Consider the following 20,140-nt stretch of genomic DNA (forward strand, 5'->3'; position numbering starts at 1 on the left):
ACAAGTACCGTGTTTGTTACGGATTGCCGATGAAACTCCCCCATCTCACCCTGGCGCTGGCCCTCCTGCCGGCCGGCCAACTCTTGGCCGACACCTTCGAACGCGACCAAGCCCTGAAACTGCCGGACGTACTGATCAGCGCCAACCGTCAGGTCGAAGCGCGCAACGACAGCAGCGCCGCCAACACGGTGTTCACCCGCGACGACATCGACCGTCTGCAACCGAGCAGTGTCACTGACCTGCTGCGCCGCGTACCGGGCGTACAGGTCGGGCAAACTGGCGGGCGCGGCAGTCTGCCGGGGGTCTATATTCGCGGTACCAAGTCGGCGCAAAGTCTGGTGCTGGTCGACGGCCAGCGCATCGGCAACTCGACCTCCGGCGACAGCAACCTGCAACACATCAACATCGAACAGGTCGAGCGCGTGGAAGTGCTGCGGGGTTCGCGCTCAGTGATTTACGGCAGCGATGCGATTGGCGGGGTGATCCAGATCTTCACCCGCCGTGGTGGCGAACAGGGCTTGCAACCCCGCATGCACGTGGGGGTTGGCAGCAATCAGACCTGGGAACGCAGCCTTGGATTGTCTGGTGGCGATGGGCAGACACACTTCAATCTCGGCGCCAGCCTCGATGAAACCGCAGGCATCAATCGCACCCACCAGTCTTATCCCAGTGATGGCGATCACGATGAATACCGTAATAAATCGGTCAGCTTAAGCCTGAGTCACACCCTCACCGACGACATCGAAGTCGGCGCCAATCTGCTGGATAACCGGGGCAAAAGTGCGTTCGATAACCCGTTCGGTCGCTTCGACATGAACACCTTTGAATCGGTCCAGCAGCAGCCCTACAGTGAGTTCGCGGTGAGCAGCGTCAGCAGTTACGTCGATGCGCGCATCAATGACGCCTGGAAAACCCGCGTCGAATTCGGCCACAGCGAAAACCGCGAGAAGACGCTCGACAAGCTCAGCGACGAGCGCAGCGTGTTCAATACTTATCGCGATTCGGTGAACTGGCAGAACGACCTGACCCTGGATGAGCGCAACAGCCTGATCCTCGGCGGCGACTGGTACGAAGACCGAATCAACAGCAGCACAGCGTTCGACGAAGACAGCCGCTGGAACCGTGCAGCGTTTATCCAGCATCGCTATCAAGCCGACAGTTTCTCTACCGAACTGGGCCTGCGTCGCGACCAGAACCAGCAGTTCGGCAGCCAGAACAGCTGGAGCGGCACGTTCACGCTGCCGCTGAACCCGGACAACGATGTGCTGTTGACCTACAGCGAAGGCTTCCGCGCGCCGACCTTCAACGACCTGTACTACCCGGATTTCAGCAATCCGGATTTGAAACCCGAAACCTCAAAAAGTTATGAGCTGCAATGGCGCAGTCAGCTGACGCAGAACAGTCGCCTGGAAGCTTCGCTGTACCGCACCGACCTGCAAGACGCGATTATTTTCGGCAGCAACAACCGCCCGGCGAACGTCGCCTCGGCGCGGATCAACGGTTTCGAAGCGGCCTTGAAACAAGAGCTGTTCGGCTGGCAGAGCAACCTTGGCTTGGCGATCATCGACCCGCGGGATCGCGACAGCGGCCACACCCTCGCCCGTCGTGCACGGCGGACTTTGAGCCTGGACCTTGATCGACAATTCGATCGACTGGGCTTCGGTGCCAGTTGGCAGGCAGTGAGCAGCAGTTTTGACGACGAGAACAACCAGCAGCCGTTGGGCGGATATGCGTTGTTGGGGTTGCGCAGCAGTTGGGCGCTGAATCGCGAGATCAAGCTGGAATTGAAGGTCGATAACCTGCTGGACAAGGGTTACAGCCGGGCGCTGTACAGCCATGACGGCAGTCAGTATGGGTATCGCGAGGAAGGCCGGGCGTGGATGTTCGGGGTGACCTGGACGCCGGGGTTTTGACCAGAGATCAGCAGTGTTCAGGCGGGCCTCTTCGCGGGCAAGCCTCGCTCCTACGGGTTTGAGTCGTTCAAAAAAATTGAATAACTCCAATCCTGTAGGAGCGAGGCTTGCCCGCGAAGGCCGCGCCTCAGTCTCAACGGTCCGGCGCGATCACTTGGCACAACTTGGCAGTCGCTTCGATCATCTGCCCACTCGGCCGCTCCAGGCCTTTATCCGTCACCAGCAGCAATTGCCCCTGCACCACCGCCGTCACCTGGGGCCAGGCCTTCCATGCGTCGAGCTGCGCCTGATCGCTGGCCAGAATCACCTCGGGATTGCGCTGCAACACCGCTTCAACACTGACCTGCGGAGCAGGCTGCGTCAGGTCGGCAAACACATTGTGCGCCCCGCACACCTCCAGCGCATCGCTGATGATCTGCCCACCGCCCACGGTGTACAGCGGCCGGTCCCAGACTTGATAAAACACCCGTAACGGCTCATCTCTTCGATAGCGCTGGCGCAGGGAATCGAGTCGTTGAAGCAGATTTTCGGCCAATAAAACGCCACGTTCAGGCCTTCCGAGCTGCGTAGCGATCACTTCAATCTGGGCGGTAAGTTGTTCGAGGTTGCGGGGTTCGGCGACATAGGTGGGAATGTTCAGCCGTTTGAGCTGCTCACGCTGGGCCGGCCCTACACTGCCCGGCCAGAGCAGTAGCAGATCGGGCTTGAGGCTGAGCAGTCGCTCGATGTCCAACTGGCCGTAGCTGCCAACGGAAGGAATATCTTTGAGTTCAGCGGGACGTTCGCCGGCATCCAGCACACCGACCAGAAGGTCAGCCGAGTTCAGCTCAACGACAATCTCAGAAAGCGACGGCGCCAGACTGACGACCCGCTCAACCGCAACCGCCGAACCGCTGACGGCCAGCAGCAACACCGCCAGCCAGACACTGCGCATCAGCCGAGTTGACGCGGGATACGGTAGAGGTAGAACAGCACCGCGGTCGACAGCGCCAGCAGCACCAATGGAACGGCTTCAAGACCGACGAACACCGCCAGCGCACCGATCCAGGCGGGCAGGCCGGCCGCCAGAAACGCGGTGCGGCGTTTCGCGGCCAGGGCGATCCAGGCGTCGGGTTCATCAGGGGTATCGAGGGCTTTCTGGGTGGCGATCAGCGCGTGTTTGTAGCCGCCGAAGAACTTCAGGCTGACAAACATCGAGGCCACGCCGGCGATGAACAATGGCATGGCCAGCACCGGCACAATTGCCTCGCTCTGGCCGAATACGCCGTTGATCACGAACAATGGCACCAAGGCCAGCGCCAGGTATTGCCACCAGTTGACGGACAGTCGCCGCCGTACCTGACCGCGGGTCACGCCCGGTCAACCTCGCCTTGGTGCTCATTGCCCATCATGTGATCGAGCTTGCTGGCCTTGGTGGCCAGATAGAGTTTGTTGTGCGGGTTGTGCCCGGTGTGCAACGGCACTCGCTCGGCAACCACGATGCCCATGTCGGTCAAGGCTTTGACCTTGCGTGGGTTGTTGGTCATCAGACGCAGGGACTTCACGCCCAGGTGCTCCAGCATCGGCAGGCACATGGCGTAGTCGCGCTGGTCGGCGGCGAAACCCAGACGCTCGTTGGCTTCAACGGTGTCGGCACCGCCATCCTGCAATTCATAGGCGCGGATCTTGTTCAGCAGGCCAATGCCGCGACCTTCCTGACGCAAGTAGAGCAACACGCCACGGCCTTCACGGGCGATCGCCTGCAACGCCGCCTCGAGTTGCGAACCGCAGTCGCAACGCTGGCTGAACAAGGCATCGCCGGTCAGGCATTCGGAGTGCAACCGGCCGAGTACCGGAGCACCGTCGGCAAATTCACCCAGGCTTAGTACTACGTGCTCGCGCCCGTTCTCTTCATCGAGAAAGCCATGCATGGTGAATTGCGCAAAAGGCGTTGGCAGCTTGGAAGCGGCGACAAAAACGACAGGCACCGGTGTGCTCCTGATCTATAGGTACTGAAGATTCGCAGAGGCGGCATTGTAACAGCACGTTCCTACAGACGCTTAGGCTGAATTATGGGGCATAACGATCAAAAAGTTTGATATCAAACCCGCCTGTCCCCTGTGGGAGCGAGCCTGCTCGCGATAGCTGATTGTCAGTTACATCTGTGTTAGTTGACAGTCCGCCATCGCGAGCAGGCTCGCTCCCACAGGGAAGTCGTCGCCAACCGCATGATCTGTGCTCAGTTCGACTCAAACGGATAGGGTTGCTTCCAGCGTTCGAAAATCGGTTTCAACCGGCCATTTTTGACCAATACTTCCATGCGCTGATCGAACAGCGCCATCAACGTGCGAGCCCGAGGTGTATCGGCGAAGCACAGGTACAGTGGCAGGTCCACGATGTGCGTGCGGCGAAACTGCGACGGGTCCTTGGCTTGATTAACGATGTAATCGATTTCTGTCAGGGCATCGATGTAATAGTCGGCGCGATTGTGGGTCAGCATCGACACAATTCCCGTCCGCCGCACGACTTCGTTATAGCGCTGCACATTGGGCAGATAAGCCTGGTACTTGTAGCCGCGCACCCAGGCCAATCGATAGTTGCCCAGGGTTTGCAGAGTCGGCGCCGGATTGCTGGCCAGACCCAGTGCATAGATTGGATCGGTATCGAAACTCCAGCGCGGATAGAGCACGTCGCTGACTTCATCCCGATAGGCACCGACACAAGCGTCCACTTCGCCACGCTGTGCAAGGCCCGTGGCGCGTGTATACGGTTCGATTCGAATATCCAGTTTGACGCCAGCCGGCTCGAACACTTCGCGCAACACGTCCCAGCCCAAACCATGGCCATCGGCGGTGGTAAAGTCTTCCCAGGCTTCGCTGGCGAGGTGAATCACGGACGGCGTCGTCGGCGCATCCCCCGCCTGGGCGAACGAGCAAAATAGCGCGAAAACCATCAGCAGCAACCCGCGTCGCGCTATCCCCGGTTCTCTCACTTGGCGCCTCAGACGAAAATCCACACCAGCCCTTGCATCGCCAGCCACGCAAATACGCCTGCCAGCACGTCGTCGAGCATGATCCCGACACCACCGTGCACATGCCGGTCTATCCAGTGAATCGGCCAAGGCTTGAGGATGTCGAAGAAGCGGAACATCAGGAACCCCGCCAGCAACCAATACCAGCCTTCCGGCACCAGCCACAGGGTGATCCACATCCCGACCATTTCGTCCCAGACGATGCCTTCGTGGTCGTGCACGCGCAAATCATCGGCGACCTTGCCGCACAGCCAGAAGCCGAACAGCATGGTGATGCCGAGCATCAGCCAATAACCCCAATCGGGCAGCATCTGCCACAACGGAATGAAGGGTAACGCCACTAACGAACCCCAGGTGCCCGGCGCTTTTGGCAGGGTGCCCGAGCCGAAGCCGAACGCCAGGAAATGCCAAGGGTTGCGCCAGACCGACGGCGGTACGAACTCCGCCGGGACCTGTTTGGGATGATCTGTCACGGTGTCTCCCGAAAATGTTGATAACCCCGGATTGACGGGGTGATGTCGTGTCCGTCGGCATCCAGCAGTGTCACGCCCTGCCCTTCTACGACGCGCCCAAGCACATGGATCGGCCAGCCGTCCGCCAGCAATGATGGCAACTCGGCGGGCGGCAAGGTGAAGGCCAGCACGTAATCGTCACCACCGCTCAGGGCGGCTTGCTCCGCGCCGGACTGACCGAGGAAGGCCAGCAGCGCTTTCGACAACGGCAGTTTACTCCGCTCCACCTGAACCCCGACTTTCGACGCCAAGGCAATATGCCCACAGTCGGCGAGCAGGCCGTCGGAGATGTCCAGCGCCGCAGTGGCTCTGCCGCGCAACGCCATGCCCAGACCCAGCTGCGGTTGCGGCGACCAGTAATGGGCACGCAACGGATCAGCGATGGCCGCGTCAGCCATCCGCTGGCCGAGCACCAGCGGCAATGCGCCCGCGCCGTTACCCAGCTCTCCGCCCACGCAGAGCAAATCGCCCGGTTGAGCGCCGCTGCGGGTCAACGCCAAACCGGCCGGCACCCGACCGAATACGGTCATGGTCAGGCTCAACGGCCCGCGGGTGGTATCGCCACCCACCAGCGCCACAGCGCAATTTTGCGCCATGAGGTTCAAACCACGGGCGAAGGCTTCCAGCCAATCGGTGGTCACCGTCGGCAAGGTCAAGGCAAGGGTAAAGGCAATGGGAGTGGCGCCCATGGCGGCCAGATCACTGACGGCCACAGCCAGCGAGCGCTGACCGAGCAGAAACGGGTCGCAGGGGTCTGCGAAATGCACACCAGCCACAAGCGTGTCGGTGGAAATGGCCAACTGTTCCCCGGGAGGAACAGCCAGCAAGGCGCAGTCATCGCCAATCCCAAGGGCAACGCCTTCGCCGCCTTGCGCACAAGGCGCGGCGGCGAAGAAATTGCGGATCAACTCAAACTCGCCCATTGGGTGTCCTGTCTCACCAATACTGTTCATTTTTTAGCGGCGTCTAGTGTCGCCATACTGCGTTGCCACTCCTCGCCATAGCCAGCTATGACTCGTCGCGGCGCCTTGTCTGGCAACACCAGCCACTCGCTAAAAAACGAACGTATCGGCGAGACAGGACACTGAGACAAAGAGTTCAAGCGCCAATCAGCGCTTGAACGCCTTCACTTCAGCTTCACGCAGACGCGGGGCCAGCTTGTCGAGTACACCGTTGACGAACTTGTGGCCGTCGGTGGAACCGAAGACCTTGGCCAGTTCGATACCTTCGTTGATCACAACGCGGTACGGCACGTCCACACGCTCAAGCAGTTCCCAGGTGGACAGGCGCAGAACGGCCAGTTCAACCGGGTCCAGCTCTTCGATCGTGATGTCCAGGCATGGCGCCAGTGCGGCGTCGATCCGGTCCTTCTGAGCCGGAACCCCATGCAGGATTTCACGGAAGTAGGCGCCGTCGACATCGCTGAAATCGTTATCGACCCGAAACTGCGCTTCGATCTCGTTCAGCGACTGCTTGGCCATGTGCCATTGGTACAGCGCCTGAGTCGCGAGCTGACGGGCTTCACGACGCTTGACGCTTTTCGATGGCTTGCCGGCATCCGCAGGCTTTGGATCGCGCGGGTTGAAACGATCACTTTCGTCGCTAATCACTTGGCCTCCAACTGCGCCAGCAGGCTGACCATTTCCAGAGCGGACAGGGCAGCTTCAGCACCTTTGTTACCGGCCTTGGTGCCGGAACGTTCGATGGCTTGTTCGATGGAATCAACGGTCAGTACGCCGAAAGCGACCGGTACGCCGAACTCCATGGACACCTGGGCCAGGCCCTTGGTGCATTCGCCCGCCACGTATTCGAAGTGCGGAGTACCGCCACGAATGACTGCGCCCAGGGCGATGATTGCCGCGAACTCGCCCTTCTGAGCGACTTTCTGCGCAACCAGCGGGATTTCGAAGGCGCCAGGCGCACGGATGATGGTGATGTCGCTTTCGCTCACGCCATGGCGAACCAGGGCATCAACTGCACCGCTGACCAGGCTTTCAACGACGAAGCTGTTGAAACGGCCCACTACCAAAGCGTAGCGGCCTTTAGGGGCGATGAAGGTACCTTCGATGGTCTTCAGGGTCATTCGTTAGATCTCTTAAAGAGCCGGGACGCGTTTTCTACGCGTCCCTCAGTGATGTGTTAACCGCGAATACAGGCCCGCAAACTGCCGGTCATTATTCGGAGGGCACGTATTCTACAACTTCCAGATCGAAACCGGATATCGCATTAAATTTCATCGGCGCACTCATCAGGCGCATTTTGCGCACGCCAAGGTCGCGAAGGATCTGCGAACCGGCACCGACGATGCTGTAGGTGGTCGGTTTTTTCACGGCGCTGTGATCCGCGGTTTCGCGAATGTGCGCCAGCAACACGTCGCCATCGAGCGGGTGACCGAGCAACAGCACCACGCCGCTGCCAGCCTCGGCAACCGCAGCCATGGCGGCGCGCAGGCTCCAGCGGCCCGGTTGCTTGACCATCAACAGGTCACGCAGCGGGTCCATGTTATGCACCCGGACCAGCGTCGGCTCTTCGGCGCATACGGTGCCCAGGGTCAGGGCCATGTGCACGTCGCCTTCCACCGAATCACGATAGGTCACCAGGTTGAACTGGCCCAATTCGCTGTCCAGCGGCTGCTCGGCAATCCGCTGAACGGTACGTTCGTGGATCATCCGGTAGTGAATCAGGTCGGCGATGGTGCCGATCTTGATGTTGTGTTCAGCGGCAAACGCTTCGAGTTCGGCGCGACGGGACATGGTGCCGTCGTCGTTCATCACTTCGCAGATCACACCGCTCGGCTCGAAACCGGCCATGCGCGCCAGGTCGCAGGCAGCTTCGGTATGACCGGCGCGGGCCAGCGTACCGCCGGCCTGGGCCATCAGCGGGAAGATGTGGCCGGGGCTGACGATGTCTTCAGCCTTGGCGTCTTTGGCGGCAGCGGCCTGCACGGTGCGCGCACGGTCGGCGGCGGAGATACCGGTGGTCACGCCTTCGGCGGCTTCGATGGACACGGTGAACTTGGTGCCGAAACCGGAACCGTTGCGTGGCGCCATCAACGGCAGCTTGAGCAGTTCGCAGCGCTCGCGGCTCATTGGCATGCAGATCAGGCCACGGGCGTGCTTGGCCATGAAGTTGATGTGTTCAGGCTGGCAGCACTCGGCGGCCATGATCAGGTCGCCTTCGTTCTCGCGATCTTCGTCATCCATGAGGATGACCATCTTGCCTTGGCGGATGTCTTCAACCAGTTCTTCGATGCTATTGAGCGCCACAAGGCACCCCCTTGGGTCAGGATTTGAGATAGCCGTTGGCGGCCAGAAAGCTTTCGGTAATGTTACTGGACGGCCTTTGCGAAGAGTCAGACTCTGCGGCTTTATCGCCTAAAAGCAGACGCTCCAGATAACGGGCCAGCAAGTCGACTTCCAGGTTCACCCGGCGACCCGGCTGGTACGACGCCATGATGGTTTCGCTCAGGGTGTGCGGAATGATCGTCAGCAAGAACTCGGCGCCATCGACTGCGTTCACGGTCAGGCTGGTGCCGTCGACGGTGATCGAGCCTTTATGGGCGATGTACTTGGCCAGGTCTTTCGGGGCACGGATGCGGAACTCCACAGCGCGAGCATTTTCGGTGCGGGCAACCACTTCGCCCACGCCATCGACGTGACCGCTGACCAGATGCCCACCCAGACGCGTGGTCGGGGTCAGGGCTTTTTCCAGGTTGACCGGGCTGCCGCTTTTGAGGTCATTCATGGCGGTGCAGTCGAGGGTTTCGCGGCTGACGTCCGCCGCAAAGCCATTGCCCGGCAATTCAACCGCGGTCAGGCACACGCCATTGACGGCAATGCTGTCGCCCAGTTTGACGTCGCTCAGGTCGAGCTTGCCGGTTTCTACGTGGACCCGCACATCTCCGCCTTTTGGGGTCAATGCACGAATACTGCCGATGGATTCGATGATGCCGGTAAACATGGAGTCCTCCTCGAGAACAGGGCCAGCGCTAGAGCAATGGCCGGAATTATACGCTCGCCGATGGCACAGGGATGGCAGTGACTCGCCAGTCATCGCCAACCGCGCGGATTTCAGTGATTTTGAGCTCGGGCGCGTCTTTCATCTGCGCCAGTGGCCAGTCCAGTAAGGGTCGGGCCGAGGAACCGAGAAACTTGCCGGCGATGAAGACCTGGAACTCATCCACCAGCCCGAGCTGGGCAAACGCGCCAGCCAGTCGTGGGCCGGCCTCGACCAGCACGTCATTGACACCACGGTTGGCGAGTTCGACCAGCAACTGATGCAGATCGACCTGGCCATCATCACCCGGCACGATCAGGCATTCCGGGCCGTTGGCGTACTGTTCTTCCACCGCGACACACGTGGCGACCAGTGCCGGACCCGCCTTGAAGAACGGTGCATTCAGCGGCACCCGCAGGCGACCGTCGATCAGCACGCGAAGCGGCGGACGGCTCATGGCCAACGCGGTCTGTTCAGCATCCAGCCCCAACTCGTCGGCACGCACGGTCAAGCGCGCATTGTCCGCCAGTACCGTGTCGGCGCCGGTCAGCACCACGCTGGCCTCGGCGCGCAAATGCTGTACTGCCGAACGCGCCGCCGGTCCGGTGATCCACTGGCTCTCGCCGCTTTCCATCGCCGTGCGGCCGTCGAGGCTCATCGCCAACTTGACCCGCACGAACGGCAAGCCATGTTCCATGCGTTTGAGGAAGCCTTGATTGAGCTTGCGCGCCTCGCCTTCCAGCACGCCGCTTTCAGTGGCGATACCGGCCTGGGCCAGGCGCTGCAGACCGCGACCGGCGACTTCCGGGTTCGGGTCCTGCATCGCCGCAACGACACGCGCCACACCGGCATTCACCAGCGCATCGGCGCAGGGCGGCGTACGGCCGTGGTGGCTGCAAGGTTCGAGGGTCACGTAAGCCGTGGCGCCCCGCGCCTTGTCGCCAGCGGCGCGCAGGGCGTGGACTTCGGCGTGGGGCTCACCGGTGCGCACATGCCAGCCTTCGCCGACAATCTGCCCGTCACGCACCACCACGCAGCCAACCCGGGGGTTGGGATGCGTCGTGTAATGACCTTTGCGCGCCAGTTCCAGGGCCCGGGCCATGTAATGCGCGTCGAGGATGGCTTGTTCGGGAGGTGTGGTCATTCTTTCACCGGCTCACGGGCGAGGCGATCGATCTCTTCGCGGAACTCGTTGAGGTCCTGGAAGCGTCGGTACACCGAAGCGAAGCGGATATAGGCGACTTCATCAAGCTTCTTCAGCTCGGCCATCACCAGTTCGCCGACCACGAGGGATTTGACCTCGCGTTCGCCGGTGGCGCGCAGCTTGTGTTTGATGTGCACCAGCGACGATTCGAGGCGTTCGACACTCACCGGGCGCTTCTCCAGCGCCCGCTGCATGCCAGCACGGAGTTTTTCTTCGTCGAACGGCTGGCGACTGCCGTCGGTTTTGATCAGGCGCGGCAACACCAGTTCAGCGGTTTCGAACGTCGTGAAACGCTCGCCGCAGGCCAGGCATTCACGCCGGCGGCGCACCTGTTCGCCCTCGGCGACCAGACGCGAGTCGATGACCTTGGTGTCGTTGGCACCGCAGAAGGGACAGTGCATGGTGGCAGGCAACAAAAAATGGGAGGGCCATGGTAGCGCATCCCCGTGGCAAGACAAGCCATAGGGTTTGCGGTATACAGACTGGCTGTCTATGGATTTCACTTGCTGGAGCCGCCAATGTCTTTACGACCACTCATTTTGCTCAGTCTTTTCAGCCTGTTGGTGGCCTGTGGCAGCGATGCGCCCAAGCCCCAGCCGCCAACGCCCGGCCCTGCACCGCAACAGGCGCAGAAGAAAGCCAAGGCGTCGGCCGAGCTCGGTCCGCTGCCGGCTTACCAACGTGAAATCAGTGGCACCCTGCTGGGCGTGCCGGCCGATGCCGAAGTCGAACTGGCGTTGCTGGTGATCGACGAAAAGGATCGTCCGCAACTATTACTCGCCAGTGCCAACCTGATCGGTACCAATCAAGTGTTGCCGTTTCGCCTGCGCTTCAACCCTGAATCCTTTCCGGCCGGCGCCCGCGTCGAACTTCGCGGTCGAGCCAGCCAGTCCGGGCAGTTGATTCTGCATCTGCCGGCGCAAATGATCACACAGCCAACCACCCAGGCATTGGGTCAGCTGCAATTCGTCAAAGCGCCATGATTGCACCGCTCGACCTGCAACAGGCGTTAAGTGAACTGCTGGGCGATGCACAGCTTGTAGCCTGTGAGTTACCGGGCACCGAACTGAAACTCTGGCTGATCGACGGCGACAACATGGACCGTGCCTTCAGCCCGGAAGAAACCCGGCGGATTCTCCACGAGCCGCCGTACTGGAGTTTCTGCTGGGCCAGTGGGCTGGCCGTGGCGCGTTATCTCGCCGAGCACCCGCAATGGGTCGAAGGTAAACGGGTGCTGGATTTCGGCGCCGGCTCAGGGGTGGCCGCGATTGCGGCGGTGAAAGCCGGGGCGCTGGAAGTGGTGGCCTGTGACCTCGACCCGTTGGCGATTGCCGCGTGTCGGGCGAATGCCAAACTCAATGGCGTGCAGCTCAGCTACTCGACGGACTTTTTCACCGAGGCCGATCGGTTTGATCTGATTCTGGTGGCCGACGTGTTGTACGACCGGGCAAACCTGCCGTTGCTCGACGAGTTTCTCAGCCGTGGCCGGGAAGCGTTGGTGGCGGATTCGCGGGTGCGGGATTTTCGCCATCCGTTGTATCGGCGCATCGAAATGCTGGAGGCAATGACCTTGCCCGATCTGGCCGAACCTGAAGAGTTTCGGCATGTGAGCCTTTACCACGCGCGGCGTGGCTAAAAGCTTCGCGGGCAAGCCTCGCTCCTACAGGGTGGGTGTAGATTTCGAAACTGTAGGAGCGAGGCTTGCTCGCGAAGGCGTCCCGTCGGGCAGTACACCTCTCAATGGCACACCGCTTCCGGCCACCCCCCACCAAGCCGTATAGTTGACCCATCCACGCTTTTACGAGATCCCCCATGAGTCAGGAAACGCCGTACATTTTCGACGCCACGACTGCCGATTTCGACCAGTCGGTGATCGAGAACTCTTTTCACAAACCGGTGCTGGTGGATTTCTGGGCCGAATGGTGTGCCCCGTGCAAGGCCTTGATGCCGATGCTGCAAACCATCGCCGAGAGCTATCAGGGCGAGTTGCTGCTGGCCAAGGTCAATTGCGACATCGAGCAGGACATTGTTGCGCGCTTCGGCATTCGCAGCTTGCCGACTGTGGTGTTGTTCAAGGACGGTCAGCCGGTGGACGGTTTTGCCGGTGCGCAACCGGAATCGGCAGTGCGCACCATGCTCGAGCCCCACGTGCAAATGCCGCCGCCCGCTGCTGCCGACCCGTTCGAACAGGCTCAGGCGCTGTTCGATGACGGCCGTTACGCCGACGCCGAAGCCACGCTCAAAGTACTGCTGGCTGAAGACAACACCAACGCCAAGGCGCTGATTCTCTATGCCCGCTGTCTCACCGAGCGCGGCGAACTGGGTGAAGCGCAAATCGTGCTCGATGCGGTCAAGACCGATGAGCACAAGGCTGCCCTGGCCGGCGCCAAGGCGCAGATCCAGTTCCTCGGTCAGGCCAGGGATTTGCCGGATGCGGCAGACCTGAAAGCGCGTCTGGCGAAAAATCCGCAGGACGATGAGGCCGTCTATCAACTGGCGGTCCAGCAACTGGCCCGTCAGCAATACGACGCGGCGCTGGATGCCTTGCTGAAGCTGTTCATCCGCAATCGCAGCTACAGCGAAGGCTTGCCGCACAAGACCTTGCTGCAAGTGTTCGAACTGCTGGGCAACGATCACCCGCTGGTAACCACGTACCGTCGCAAGTTGTTTGCTGCGCTCTATTAAGATCAAATGATCGCAGCCTTCGGCAGCTCCTACAGGGGAATACAGATCCCACGTAGGAGCTGCCGCAGGCTGCGATCTTTCGTCCGTGTGAACCCGATTCCTACGCTGGCTCGATCCAGTGGTACAGCGGCGTATCCCCGCCGCTCACCACTTTGACGTTTGCGCAGTGGCGCAAGCGCACCAACAAACGCTTGCCCGCCGCTGCGCTGCCGGTCAGCCCTTCCAGCTGCTCCAGCAGATCCGGCCCGCTCAATTGCCCGGCCTTGCGCAGTAACTCTTGGGCGATCTGCCACAGCGCATCGTCCTGATTCACCGGTTTGGCGGGCGCAACACTCGCCTCGGGTTTTGCTGCCTGCAACTGCGCACCGAGCTGCGCCCAGTCGCCCTCATCCAGTTCCAGCGTCAAATCCACCGGCCAGTCGCCGATGCTTCCGCGTATTCGTAACATAAGTCTGCTCCTGCACATACCTGACTCGCATGCTCCCATGGGTCTTGCGCAACGCCAAGCAGACGGTCAAACTCTCGGCACTTTCGTTATAAGATTACATAACAAATTTTTCATTTTACTTTTCGGAGACCCGCCATGCGCCGTCTGCTGCTCGCTTTGCCGTTTGCCTTGTTGCCGCTGGCTGTCGCCCATTCGGCGGTCGAGCATGATCACGATCATGATGAACATGGCAGCCTCAGCGCCCACGAACATGGCGTCGGTCGCCTGAACGCGGCGCTGGATGGCCAGACCCTGGAGCTGGAACTGGAAAGCCCGGCGATGAACCTGGTGGGTTTCGAACACACCGCCACCAGCGATGCCGACAAGGCCAAAGTCGCTGCCGTCCGTGCCCAGCTGGAAAAACCGCTGGTGCTGTTCAACCTGCCAAAAGCCGCCGGTTGCGTGGTCGCGACTCAGGAACTGGAAAGCCCGCTGTTCGGTGACAAGCCGGATGCCGATGATGACCACGACGAAGCGGACAAGGACGGTCATGAACATCACCATGATCACAGCGAAATCCATGTCCATTACCAATTCAGCTGCTCGGCCCCGGGCGCGCTGAAGACCCTGGACCTGGCGAATATCTTCAACACATTCCCGGCCACACAGAAGATTCAGGTACAACTGATCAGCCCGAGCGGGCAGCAAGGGGTTGAAGTGACGGCCAAGGCGGCCGCCCTGAAATTCTGATCCACCACCCCCTGTAGGAGCGAGGCTTGCCCGCGAAGAGGCCGTCACATCCAACAGGGATGTTGACTGTGAGAACGCCTTCGCGGGCAAGCCTCGCTCCTACAGGGGTTGGTGTTGAATGTGAAATTGAGACAAACCCATGAAATCGGCGCCATGACCCAAGCACTCATCGAACTGTCCGACCTGGGCTTCAGCTGGCCCGGTCATCCGCCACTGCTGGACATCCCGGCGTTTCGTCTTATGCCAGGTGAAACCCTGTTCCTCAAAGGCCCCAGCGGCAGTGGCAAGACCACCCTGCTCGGCCTGCTCGGTGGCGTGCAAAAGCCTGATCGCGGCAGCATCCGCCTGCTCGGCCAGGAGCTGACCGAACTCTCTGCCGGTGCCCGCGACCACTTCCGGGTCGATCACACCGGCTACATCTTCCAGCAGTTCAACTTGCTGCCGTTTCTCTCGGTGCGCGAGAACGTCGAGTTGCCCTGCCACTTCTCCAAGCTGCGTGCCGAACGGGCGAAACAGCGCCACGGCAGCGTCGATCAGGCCGCGGGCACCCTGCTCGCCCACTTGGGCCTGAAGGATGAAAGCATCCTCAGCCGCCGCGCCGATTCGCTGTCCATCGGCCAACAGCAACGGGTCGCCGCCGCACGTGCGTTGATCGGTCAGCCGGAACTGGTGATCGCCGACGAACCGACCTCGGCGCTGGACTACGACGCCCGCGAGAACTTCATTCGCCTGCTGTTCGCCGAATGCCGAGAAGCCGGGTCGAGCCTGTTGTTTGTCAGCCATGACCAGAGCCTCGCGCCGCTGTTCGATCGCCACCTGTCACTGGCCGATCTCAATCGCGCCGCCACCCCGTCCGAGGTCTGAGATGTATTTGTTTCGTCTAGCCATGGCCAGTCTGGCTAACCGTCGCTTCACCGCGATCCTCACCGCGTTCGCCATCGCCCTGTCGGTCTGCCTGCTGCTGGCGGTGGAGCGCGTGCGCACCGAGGCCAAGGCCAGTTTTGCCAGCACCATCAGCGGCACCGACCTGATCGTCGGCGCGCGCTCCGGCTCGGTGAATCTGCTGCTGTATTCGGTGTTCCGCATCGGCAACGCCACCAACAACATCCGCTGGGACAGCTTTGAGCATTTCGCCAACAACCCGAAGGTGAAGTGGGCGATCCCGATGTCCCTCGGCGACTCCCATCGCGGATATCGGGTGATGGGCACCACCGAGGCGTACTTCGAGCATTACCAGTACGGCCATCAACAGCACCTCGAACTGGCTGATGGCCGCGCCTTCGCCAGCGATCCGTTCGAAGTGGTGCTCGGCGCCGAAGTGGCCGATGCACTGCATTACAAGCTCGGCGACAAACTGGTGCTGGCCCATGGCGTGGCGGTGATCAGCCTGGTCAAACACGACGACAAACCGTTCACCGTGGTCGGTATTCTCAAACGCACCGGGACCCCGGTGGACCGCACGCTGCATATCAGCCTTGGTGGGATGGAAGCGATTCACATCGACTGGCACAACGGCGTGCCAGCTCGCGGTAACGGCCGGATCGGTGCCGACCAGGCGCGCAACATGGACCTGACGCCGCAAGCGATCACCGCGTTCATGCTCGGCCTCAACAGCAAGATTTCGACGTTTGCACTGCAACGGGAAATCAACGAATTCCGTGGCGAACCGATGCTGGCGATCCTGCCGGGTGTGGCATTGCAGGAGCTGTGGAGTTTGATGAGCACGGCGGAAAAAGCCTTGTTCGTCGTCTCGCTGTTCGTAGTGCTGACCGGGTTGATTGGCATGCTCACGGCGATTCTCACCAGCCTCAACGAGCGGCGTCGCGAGATGGCGATTCTGCGCTCGGTGGGCGCGCGGCCGTGGCATATTGCGACCCTGCTGGTGCTGGAAGCCTTTGCCCTGGCGTTGTCCGGGGTGATTGCCGGTGTGGCGCTGTTGTACGTGTGCATCGCTGTGGCGCAGGGTTACGTGCAGGCGAATTATGGCTTGTACTTGCCGCTGGCATGGCCAAGTGAATATGAATGGACGCTGCTCGGTGGCATCCTGATCGCCGCGCTGCTGATGGGCAGTGTGCCGGCCTGGCGCGCCTATCGCCAATCCTTGGCCGACGGCCTGTCGATCCGACTATGAGGACATTAATGATGCCCCGCGCTGTGCTTGCGCTATTGATGCTGGTTGCCCTTCCGCTATGGGCGGCCGAGCCAAAGGACCTGACCTGGTCGGAAATGATCCCGCCGGATGCGGCGCCAGAAGTGCCGAATATGACGCCGCTGCATGATCTGTCGAAGATGAGCGACGCGTTGTCCGCAGAATCGGCCCCGGCCGCCAAGCAGGACATGCCGAATGCGCCGGTGGTGAAGAGCCTCGACGGCAAGAATATTCGTTTACCGGGGTACATCGTGCCGCTGGAAGTCAGTGAAGAAGGCCGCACTACGGAGTTTCTGCTGGTGCCGTATTTCGGCGCCTGCATCCACGTACCGCCGCCTCCGTCGAACCAGATCGTGCACGTCAAAAGTAAAGTCGGCGTGAAGCTTGACGAGCTGTATCAGCCGTACTGGATCGAAGGTGCGTTGCAGGTCAAGGCGTCCACCAGCGAGTTGGCGGATGCCGGGTATCAGATGGAGGCGGACAAGATTTATGTGTATGAACTGCCGGAGTGACCGGTAGTTTTGTTTTGATAGTGAGGACGCCTTCGCGGGCAAGCCTCGCTCCTACAGAGGTCACGCAAGCCCCGTAGGAGCGAGGCTTGCCCGCGAAGAGGCCATCAAAGGTTCCGCAAAAATCAAGGCTATCACTGTTTCATTGAGCTGAATCAAAAGACCGTATCAGTTGGATCCCTACCATTGGACATCGAACATTTTTAACGTCCTTTGGAGCTCCCATGCACAAGTCCTTGCTCTGCGCTTCGCTGTTCGCCCTCGCGCTCGCAGCCCCGCTCGCCCATGCTCACACCGCCGGTGACATCATCGTTCGGGCCGGTGCGATCACCGTCAACCCGGAAGCCGACAGTTCCAGCGTCAAGGTCGATCAAGGCCCGCTGAAGGGTGCCGATCTGGGTGGCAAGGCCACCATGAGCAGCGACACGCAACTGGGTCTGAACTTCGCCTACATGATCACCAACAACCTGGGAATCGAACTGCTCGCGGCCTCGCCGTTCGAGCATGACGTGAAGCTCAAAGGCACCGCGCTCGGCGCCGCCAACGGCAAACTCGGCACGCTCAAACACCTGCCGCCGACCCTGAGCCTGGTCTACTACCCACTGGATTCCAAGTCCGCGTTCCAGCCGTACATCGGCGGCGGTATCAACTACACCTGGATCTACGACGAGCACGTCGGCAGCGAAGCGAGCGCCAACGGTTTCAGTAACTTCAAGGCGGAAAACTCGTGGGGGCTGGCCTGGCAGGTCGGTGCCGACTACATGCTGACCGACAACGTAATGATCAACGCCCAGGTGCGCTACATCGACATCGACACCACCGCGACCGTGGAAAACAACGCCGTCGCACCGGGCACCCGGGCCAAGGTCGACGTTGATGTGGACCCGTTCATCTACATGGTTGGTTTGGGTTACAAGTTTTAAGTAACCCATCCTGGCGAAGGAGATCCTGTGGCGAGGGGGCTTGTCGGAACGCCGCATCGCCCCGTTCGGCTGCGCAGCAGGCGCCATCCAGTCGATGAGAACTGTCAGGCGAAATGCGCTGGGGCTGCTTCGCAACCCAACGGGGGCTAGCCCCCCCTCGCCACAAAAGACTGCACCAGACATAACCGTAATATTCGACACACAAAAAAGGCGCCGTCAAAGGCGCCTTTTTCATGGCTGTGTAAAACCTCAGTGCCCCAACAACCGCGCCAGGCCGACACTCATTGGCGTCTGCTCCGGGTAGGTAAACCGCTCCAGCAAACGTCGGTTGTTCGCCCGTGAATGGCGGATGTCACCGGAACGCGCCGGGCCGTAGCTCACGGGTGGCAGCTTGCCGACCACCGCTTCAAGGGCTGCAAGCATTTGCTTGAGGGTCGTAGCCTGATTCCAGCCGACATTCACCGCGCCGACTTCGACCTGCGGTTTCTCGATGGCTTGCACCAACACGTCCACCAGGTCCTCGACATAGACAAAATCCCGAGTCTGCTCGCCGTCGCCAAACACGGTGATCGGCAAGCCTTTCTGCGCGCGCTCGCTGAATATGCTGATCACCCCGGAATACGGCGAGGACGGATCCTGGCGCGGGCCGAAGATGTTGAAAAAGCGGAAAATCACCGGCTCCAGACCGTGCTGGCGACGATAGAAATCGAAGTAATGCTCGCTCGCCAATTTGTCCGCCGCGTACGGCGTCAACGGTGCCTTGGGCGTGTCTTCGTCAATCGACTCGCCTTCGCCATTGTTGCCGTAGACCGCTGCGCTGGACGCGTACAGCACCCGTTTGACGCCGGTCTGACGCATGGCTTCGCAGACATTCAGCGAACCGATGAAATTGCTCTGGTGAGTCTTCACCGGATCATCCACCGAAGCCTGCACCGAGGCCACCGCGGCCAAGTGCGCAACAGCGCTGCAACCGACCATCGCCTGCGCCACCAATGCGGCATCGGCGACGTCGCCCACGATCAGTTCGACGAGGGGATTGTCCAGCGGCAGGTTGCTGCGTTTGCCGGTGGAGAGGTCATCGAGAATGCGTACCGAATGCCCTTTGGCAAGCAAGGCGTCGGTCAGGTGCGAACCGATGAAACCGGCACCGCCGGTGATTAAAACAGGGCCGTCAGCCATGGCGATAAAACCTATCCAGTAAGCCCGGGAGTGCCGCGCGCCAGGCGCGGGGCTTGATCCCGAAAGTGTGCAGAATTTTCTTGCAGGCCAGCACCGCGTGTTGCGGTTCTTCGGCGGCGTCAGGCCGCGCGGCGTGAGCCTGGGCGGTCGGTGCTTCGATGGCCAACGGGTGCAGGGCGCGTGCTTCGGTAAGAATCGCCTGCCCCAGTGCCAGCGGCGTGGTCGCCTCATGCCCGGCGTAGTGGTAAGTGCCCCACAGCGGCGCGGAGCAATCGAGTTGCTTGAGCACTGAAATGATCACCCGGGCGGCATCGTCCACCGGCGTCGGATTACCCCGACGATCATCGGCCATCAGCAGCTCTTCAGCTTTCTCGGCCCGATTCAGGAATCGCCCAAGGGTGCCGTCGGGGCTGTCATCGAGCAGCCAGCCGAAACGCAGCAGCACGTGCTGCGGACAGGTGGCGCGTACGCTTTGCTCGATTCGCCACAAGGCCTGGCCGCGCAGGCCCAGCGGTACCGGTTCGTCTTTTTCGCTGTAGGCAGTCGCTCGAGAGCCATCGAACACGCGATAACTCGACGGTTGCAGCAGCACAATGTTGTGATGCTGGCACAGCTCGGCCAGCCGTTCGACGGCTCGCTCCTGCCCGGCCAGACGCTGTTCGCTGACGGTCTCCGCCTGGAACCAGTCAAAATAGTAGGCGAGATTGATCAACGCATCCGGACGGGTATCGTCGAGCAGTTGCGTCAGGCTCGCGGCGTCCCAGCCGTCTTGTGGTGGGCGGGGGGCGAGGAAACCGATGTCTTCCTCTGCACCGAGGCGAATCAGCGCCTGCCCAAGGGCATTTCCGCCGCCCAGTAACATAAGGCGCATTCGCATAGAGTC

The 20,140-nt window shown here is 61.0% G+C and carries 24 protein-coding genes; 9 read left to right on the top strand and 15 right to left on the bottom strand.

Annotation, left to right across the window (positions count from 1 at the left end; all coding sequences use genetic code 11):
- The first annotated feature begins 29 nt into the window (after positions 1–29).
- On the top strand, positions 30–1,913 hold the full coding sequence (locus tag AB7M22_RS23355; RefSeq protein ID WP_454187915.1) for a TonB-dependent receptor domain-containing protein: 1,884 nt from the start codon (positions 30–32) through the stop codon (positions 1,911–1,913).
- Between the two features lie 133 nt (positions 1,914–2,046).
- Here AB7M22_RS23355 and AB7M22_RS23360 read toward each other — a convergent pair whose 3' ends face one another.
- The 12 genes from AB7M22_RS23360 to nrdR form a co-directional block, all read right to left on the bottom strand.
- A complete protein-coding gene (locus tag AB7M22_RS23360) occupies positions 2,047–2,847 on the bottom strand; it encodes a cobalamin-binding protein (protein WP_454187916.1) in 801 nt (266 codons plus the stop codon).
- Positions 2,847–3,266: an MFS transporter gene (locus AB7M22_RS23365; protein ID WP_454187917.1), complete on the bottom strand. Its 420-nt coding sequence runs from the start codon at positions 3,264–3,266 to the stop codon at positions 2,847–2,849. The genes AB7M22_RS23360 and AB7M22_RS23365 overlap by 1 nt, the downstream gene beginning before the upstream one ends.
- Entirely contained in the window at positions 3,263–3,880 is a 618-nt protein-coding gene (gene ribA / locus AB7M22_RS23370; protein WP_007906827.1) for a GTP cyclohydrolase II, read from the bottom strand. The genes AB7M22_RS23365 and ribA overlap by 4 nt, the downstream gene beginning before the upstream one ends.
- Before the next feature lie 251 nt (positions 3,881–4,131).
- Positions 4,132–4,845, bottom strand: a complete 714-nt coding sequence (locus AB7M22_RS23375; protein ID WP_454187918.1) for a substrate-binding periplasmic protein — start codon at positions 4,843–4,845, stop codon at positions 4,132–4,134.
- Between the two features lie 47 nt (positions 4,846–4,892).
- Positions 4,893–5,396, bottom strand: coding sequence for a phosphatidylglycerophosphatase A family protein (locus tag AB7M22_RS23380; protein WP_007906829.1), 504 nt, complete (start codon positions 5,394–5,396; stop codon positions 4,893–4,895).
- Positions 5,393–6,358, bottom strand: coding sequence for a thiamine-phosphate kinase (gene thiL / locus AB7M22_RS23385; protein ID WP_454187919.1), 966 nt, complete (start codon positions 6,356–6,358; stop codon positions 5,393–5,395). Before thiL ends, AB7M22_RS23380 begins: the two co-directional genes overlap by 4 nt.
- Before the next feature lie 186 nt (positions 6,359–6,544).
- A complete protein-coding gene (gene nusB, locus AB7M22_RS23390; protein WP_007906833.1) occupies positions 6,545–7,045 on the bottom strand; it encodes a transcription antitermination factor NusB in 501 nt (166 codons plus the stop codon).
- Positions 7,042–7,518 (bottom strand): 6,7-dimethyl-8-ribityllumazine synthase, encoded by a 477-nt coding sequence (gene ribH, locus AB7M22_RS23395; RefSeq protein ID WP_003228649.1) that lies wholly within the window; start codon positions 7,516–7,518, stop codon positions 7,042–7,044. Before ribH ends, nusB begins: the two co-directional genes overlap by 4 nt.
- A 91-nt stretch (positions 7,519–7,609) precedes the next feature.
- The gene (ribBA, locus tag AB7M22_RS23400; protein ID WP_007906834.1) at positions 7,610–8,701 is read right to left on the bottom strand and encodes a bifunctional 3,4-dihydroxy-2-butanone-4-phosphate synthase/GTP cyclohydrolase II; all 1,092 of its coding nucleotides are present in this window, start codon (positions 8,699–8,701) and stop codon (positions 7,610–7,612) included.
- 16 nt (positions 8,702–8,717) lie between these two features.
- A complete protein-coding gene (locus AB7M22_RS23405; protein ID WP_454187920.1) occupies positions 8,718–9,395 on the bottom strand; it encodes a riboflavin synthase in 678 nt (225 codons plus the stop codon).
- 46 nt (positions 9,396–9,441) lie between these two features.
- Positions 9,442–10,575 carry a bifunctional diaminohydroxyphosphoribosylaminopyrimidine deaminase/5-amino-6-(5-phosphoribosylamino)uracil reductase RibD gene (ribD, locus tag AB7M22_RS23410; protein WP_454187921.1) on the bottom strand — a complete coding sequence of 378 codons (1,134 nt, stop codon included), beginning with the start codon at positions 10,573–10,575 and terminating at the stop codon, positions 9,442–9,444.
- Positions 10,572–11,036, bottom strand: coding sequence for a transcriptional regulator NrdR (gene nrdR / locus AB7M22_RS23415; protein ID WP_007906838.1), 465 nt, complete (start codon positions 11,034–11,036; stop codon positions 10,572–10,574). The genes ribD and nrdR overlap by 4 nt, the downstream gene beginning before the upstream one ends.
- A gap of 117 nt (positions 11,037–11,153) precedes the next feature.
- Here nrdR and AB7M22_RS23420 point away from each other — a divergent pair, with 117 nt between their 5' ends.
- The 3 genes from AB7M22_RS23420 (at position 11,154) to trxA (ending at position 13,320) form a co-directional block, all read left to right on the top strand.
- Positions 11,154–11,618: a YbaY family lipoprotein gene (locus tag AB7M22_RS23420; RefSeq protein ID WP_008008962.1), complete on the top strand. Its 465-nt coding sequence runs from the start codon at positions 11,154–11,156 to the stop codon at positions 11,616–11,618.
- Complete coding sequence (locus tag AB7M22_RS23425; RefSeq protein WP_454187922.1) at positions 11,615–12,271, top strand: class I SAM-dependent methyltransferase; 657 nt, start codon at positions 11,615–11,617, stop codon at positions 12,269–12,271. The genes AB7M22_RS23420 and AB7M22_RS23425 overlap by 4 nt, the downstream gene beginning before the upstream one ends.
- A 176-nt stretch (positions 12,272–12,447) precedes the next feature.
- On the top strand, positions 12,448–13,320 hold the full coding sequence (gene trxA / locus AB7M22_RS23430; protein WP_454187923.1) for a thioredoxin: 873 nt from the start codon (positions 12,448–12,450) through the stop codon (positions 13,318–13,320).
- A gap of 100 nt (positions 13,321–13,420) precedes the next feature.
- Here the strand turns inward: trxA and AB7M22_RS23435 are convergent, their stop codons facing one another.
- Positions 13,421–13,768, bottom strand: a complete 348-nt coding sequence (locus AB7M22_RS23435; protein WP_217858198.1) for a hypothetical protein — start codon at positions 13,766–13,768, stop codon at positions 13,421–13,423.
- 135 nt (positions 13,769–13,903) lie between these two features.
- Between AB7M22_RS23435 and AB7M22_RS23440 the strand changes: the two genes are divergently transcribed.
- The 5 genes from AB7M22_RS23440 (at position 13,904) to AB7M22_RS23460 (ending at position 18,078) form a co-directional block, all read left to right on the top strand.
- Positions 13,904–14,497, top strand: coding sequence for a DUF2796 domain-containing protein (locus tag AB7M22_RS23440; protein WP_454187924.1), 594 nt, complete (start codon positions 13,904–13,906; stop codon positions 14,495–14,497).
- A 153-nt stretch (positions 14,498–14,650) separates the two neighbouring features.
- Positions 14,651–15,361 carry an ABC transporter ATP-binding protein gene (locus AB7M22_RS23445; RefSeq protein WP_454187925.1) on the top strand — a complete coding sequence of 237 codons (711 nt, stop codon included), beginning with the start codon at positions 14,651–14,653 and terminating at the stop codon, positions 15,359–15,361.
- 1 nt (position 15,362) lies between these two features.
- The gene (locus AB7M22_RS23450; protein ID WP_454187926.1) at positions 15,363–16,628 is read left to right on the top strand and encodes an ABC transporter permease; all 1,266 of its coding nucleotides are present in this window, start codon (positions 15,363–15,365) and stop codon (positions 16,626–16,628) included.
- Positions 16,629–16,639: 11 nt separating this feature from the next.
- Complete coding sequence (locus AB7M22_RS23455) at positions 16,640–17,158, top strand: DUF3299 domain-containing protein (RefSeq protein WP_454187927.1); 519 nt, start codon at positions 16,640–16,642, stop codon at positions 17,156–17,158.
- A 221-nt stretch (positions 17,159–17,379) separates the two neighbouring features.
- Positions 17,380–18,078 (top strand): OmpW/AlkL family protein, encoded by a 699-nt coding sequence (locus AB7M22_RS23460; protein ID WP_454187928.1) that lies wholly within the window; start codon positions 17,380–17,382, stop codon positions 18,076–18,078.
- A gap of 249 nt (positions 18,079–18,327) precedes the next feature.
- Here the strand turns inward: AB7M22_RS23460 and AB7M22_RS23465 are convergent, their stop codons facing one another.
- Both AB7M22_RS23465 and AB7M22_RS23470 read right to left on the bottom strand, forming a co-directional pair.
- Entirely contained in the window at positions 18,328–19,257 is a 930-nt protein-coding gene (locus tag AB7M22_RS23465) for an NAD-dependent epimerase/dehydratase family protein (protein ID WP_454187929.1), read from the bottom strand.
- Positions 19,250–20,134 carry a sugar nucleotide-binding protein gene (locus tag AB7M22_RS23470; protein ID WP_032835255.1) on the bottom strand — a complete coding sequence of 295 codons (885 nt, stop codon included), beginning with the start codon at positions 20,132–20,134 and terminating at the stop codon, positions 19,250–19,252. Before AB7M22_RS23470 ends, AB7M22_RS23465 begins: the two co-directional genes overlap by 8 nt.
- Positions 20,135–20,140: the final 6 nt, after the last annotated feature.

It is taken from the genome of Pseudomonas sp. ADAK2 TE3594, from assembly GCF_053628675.1.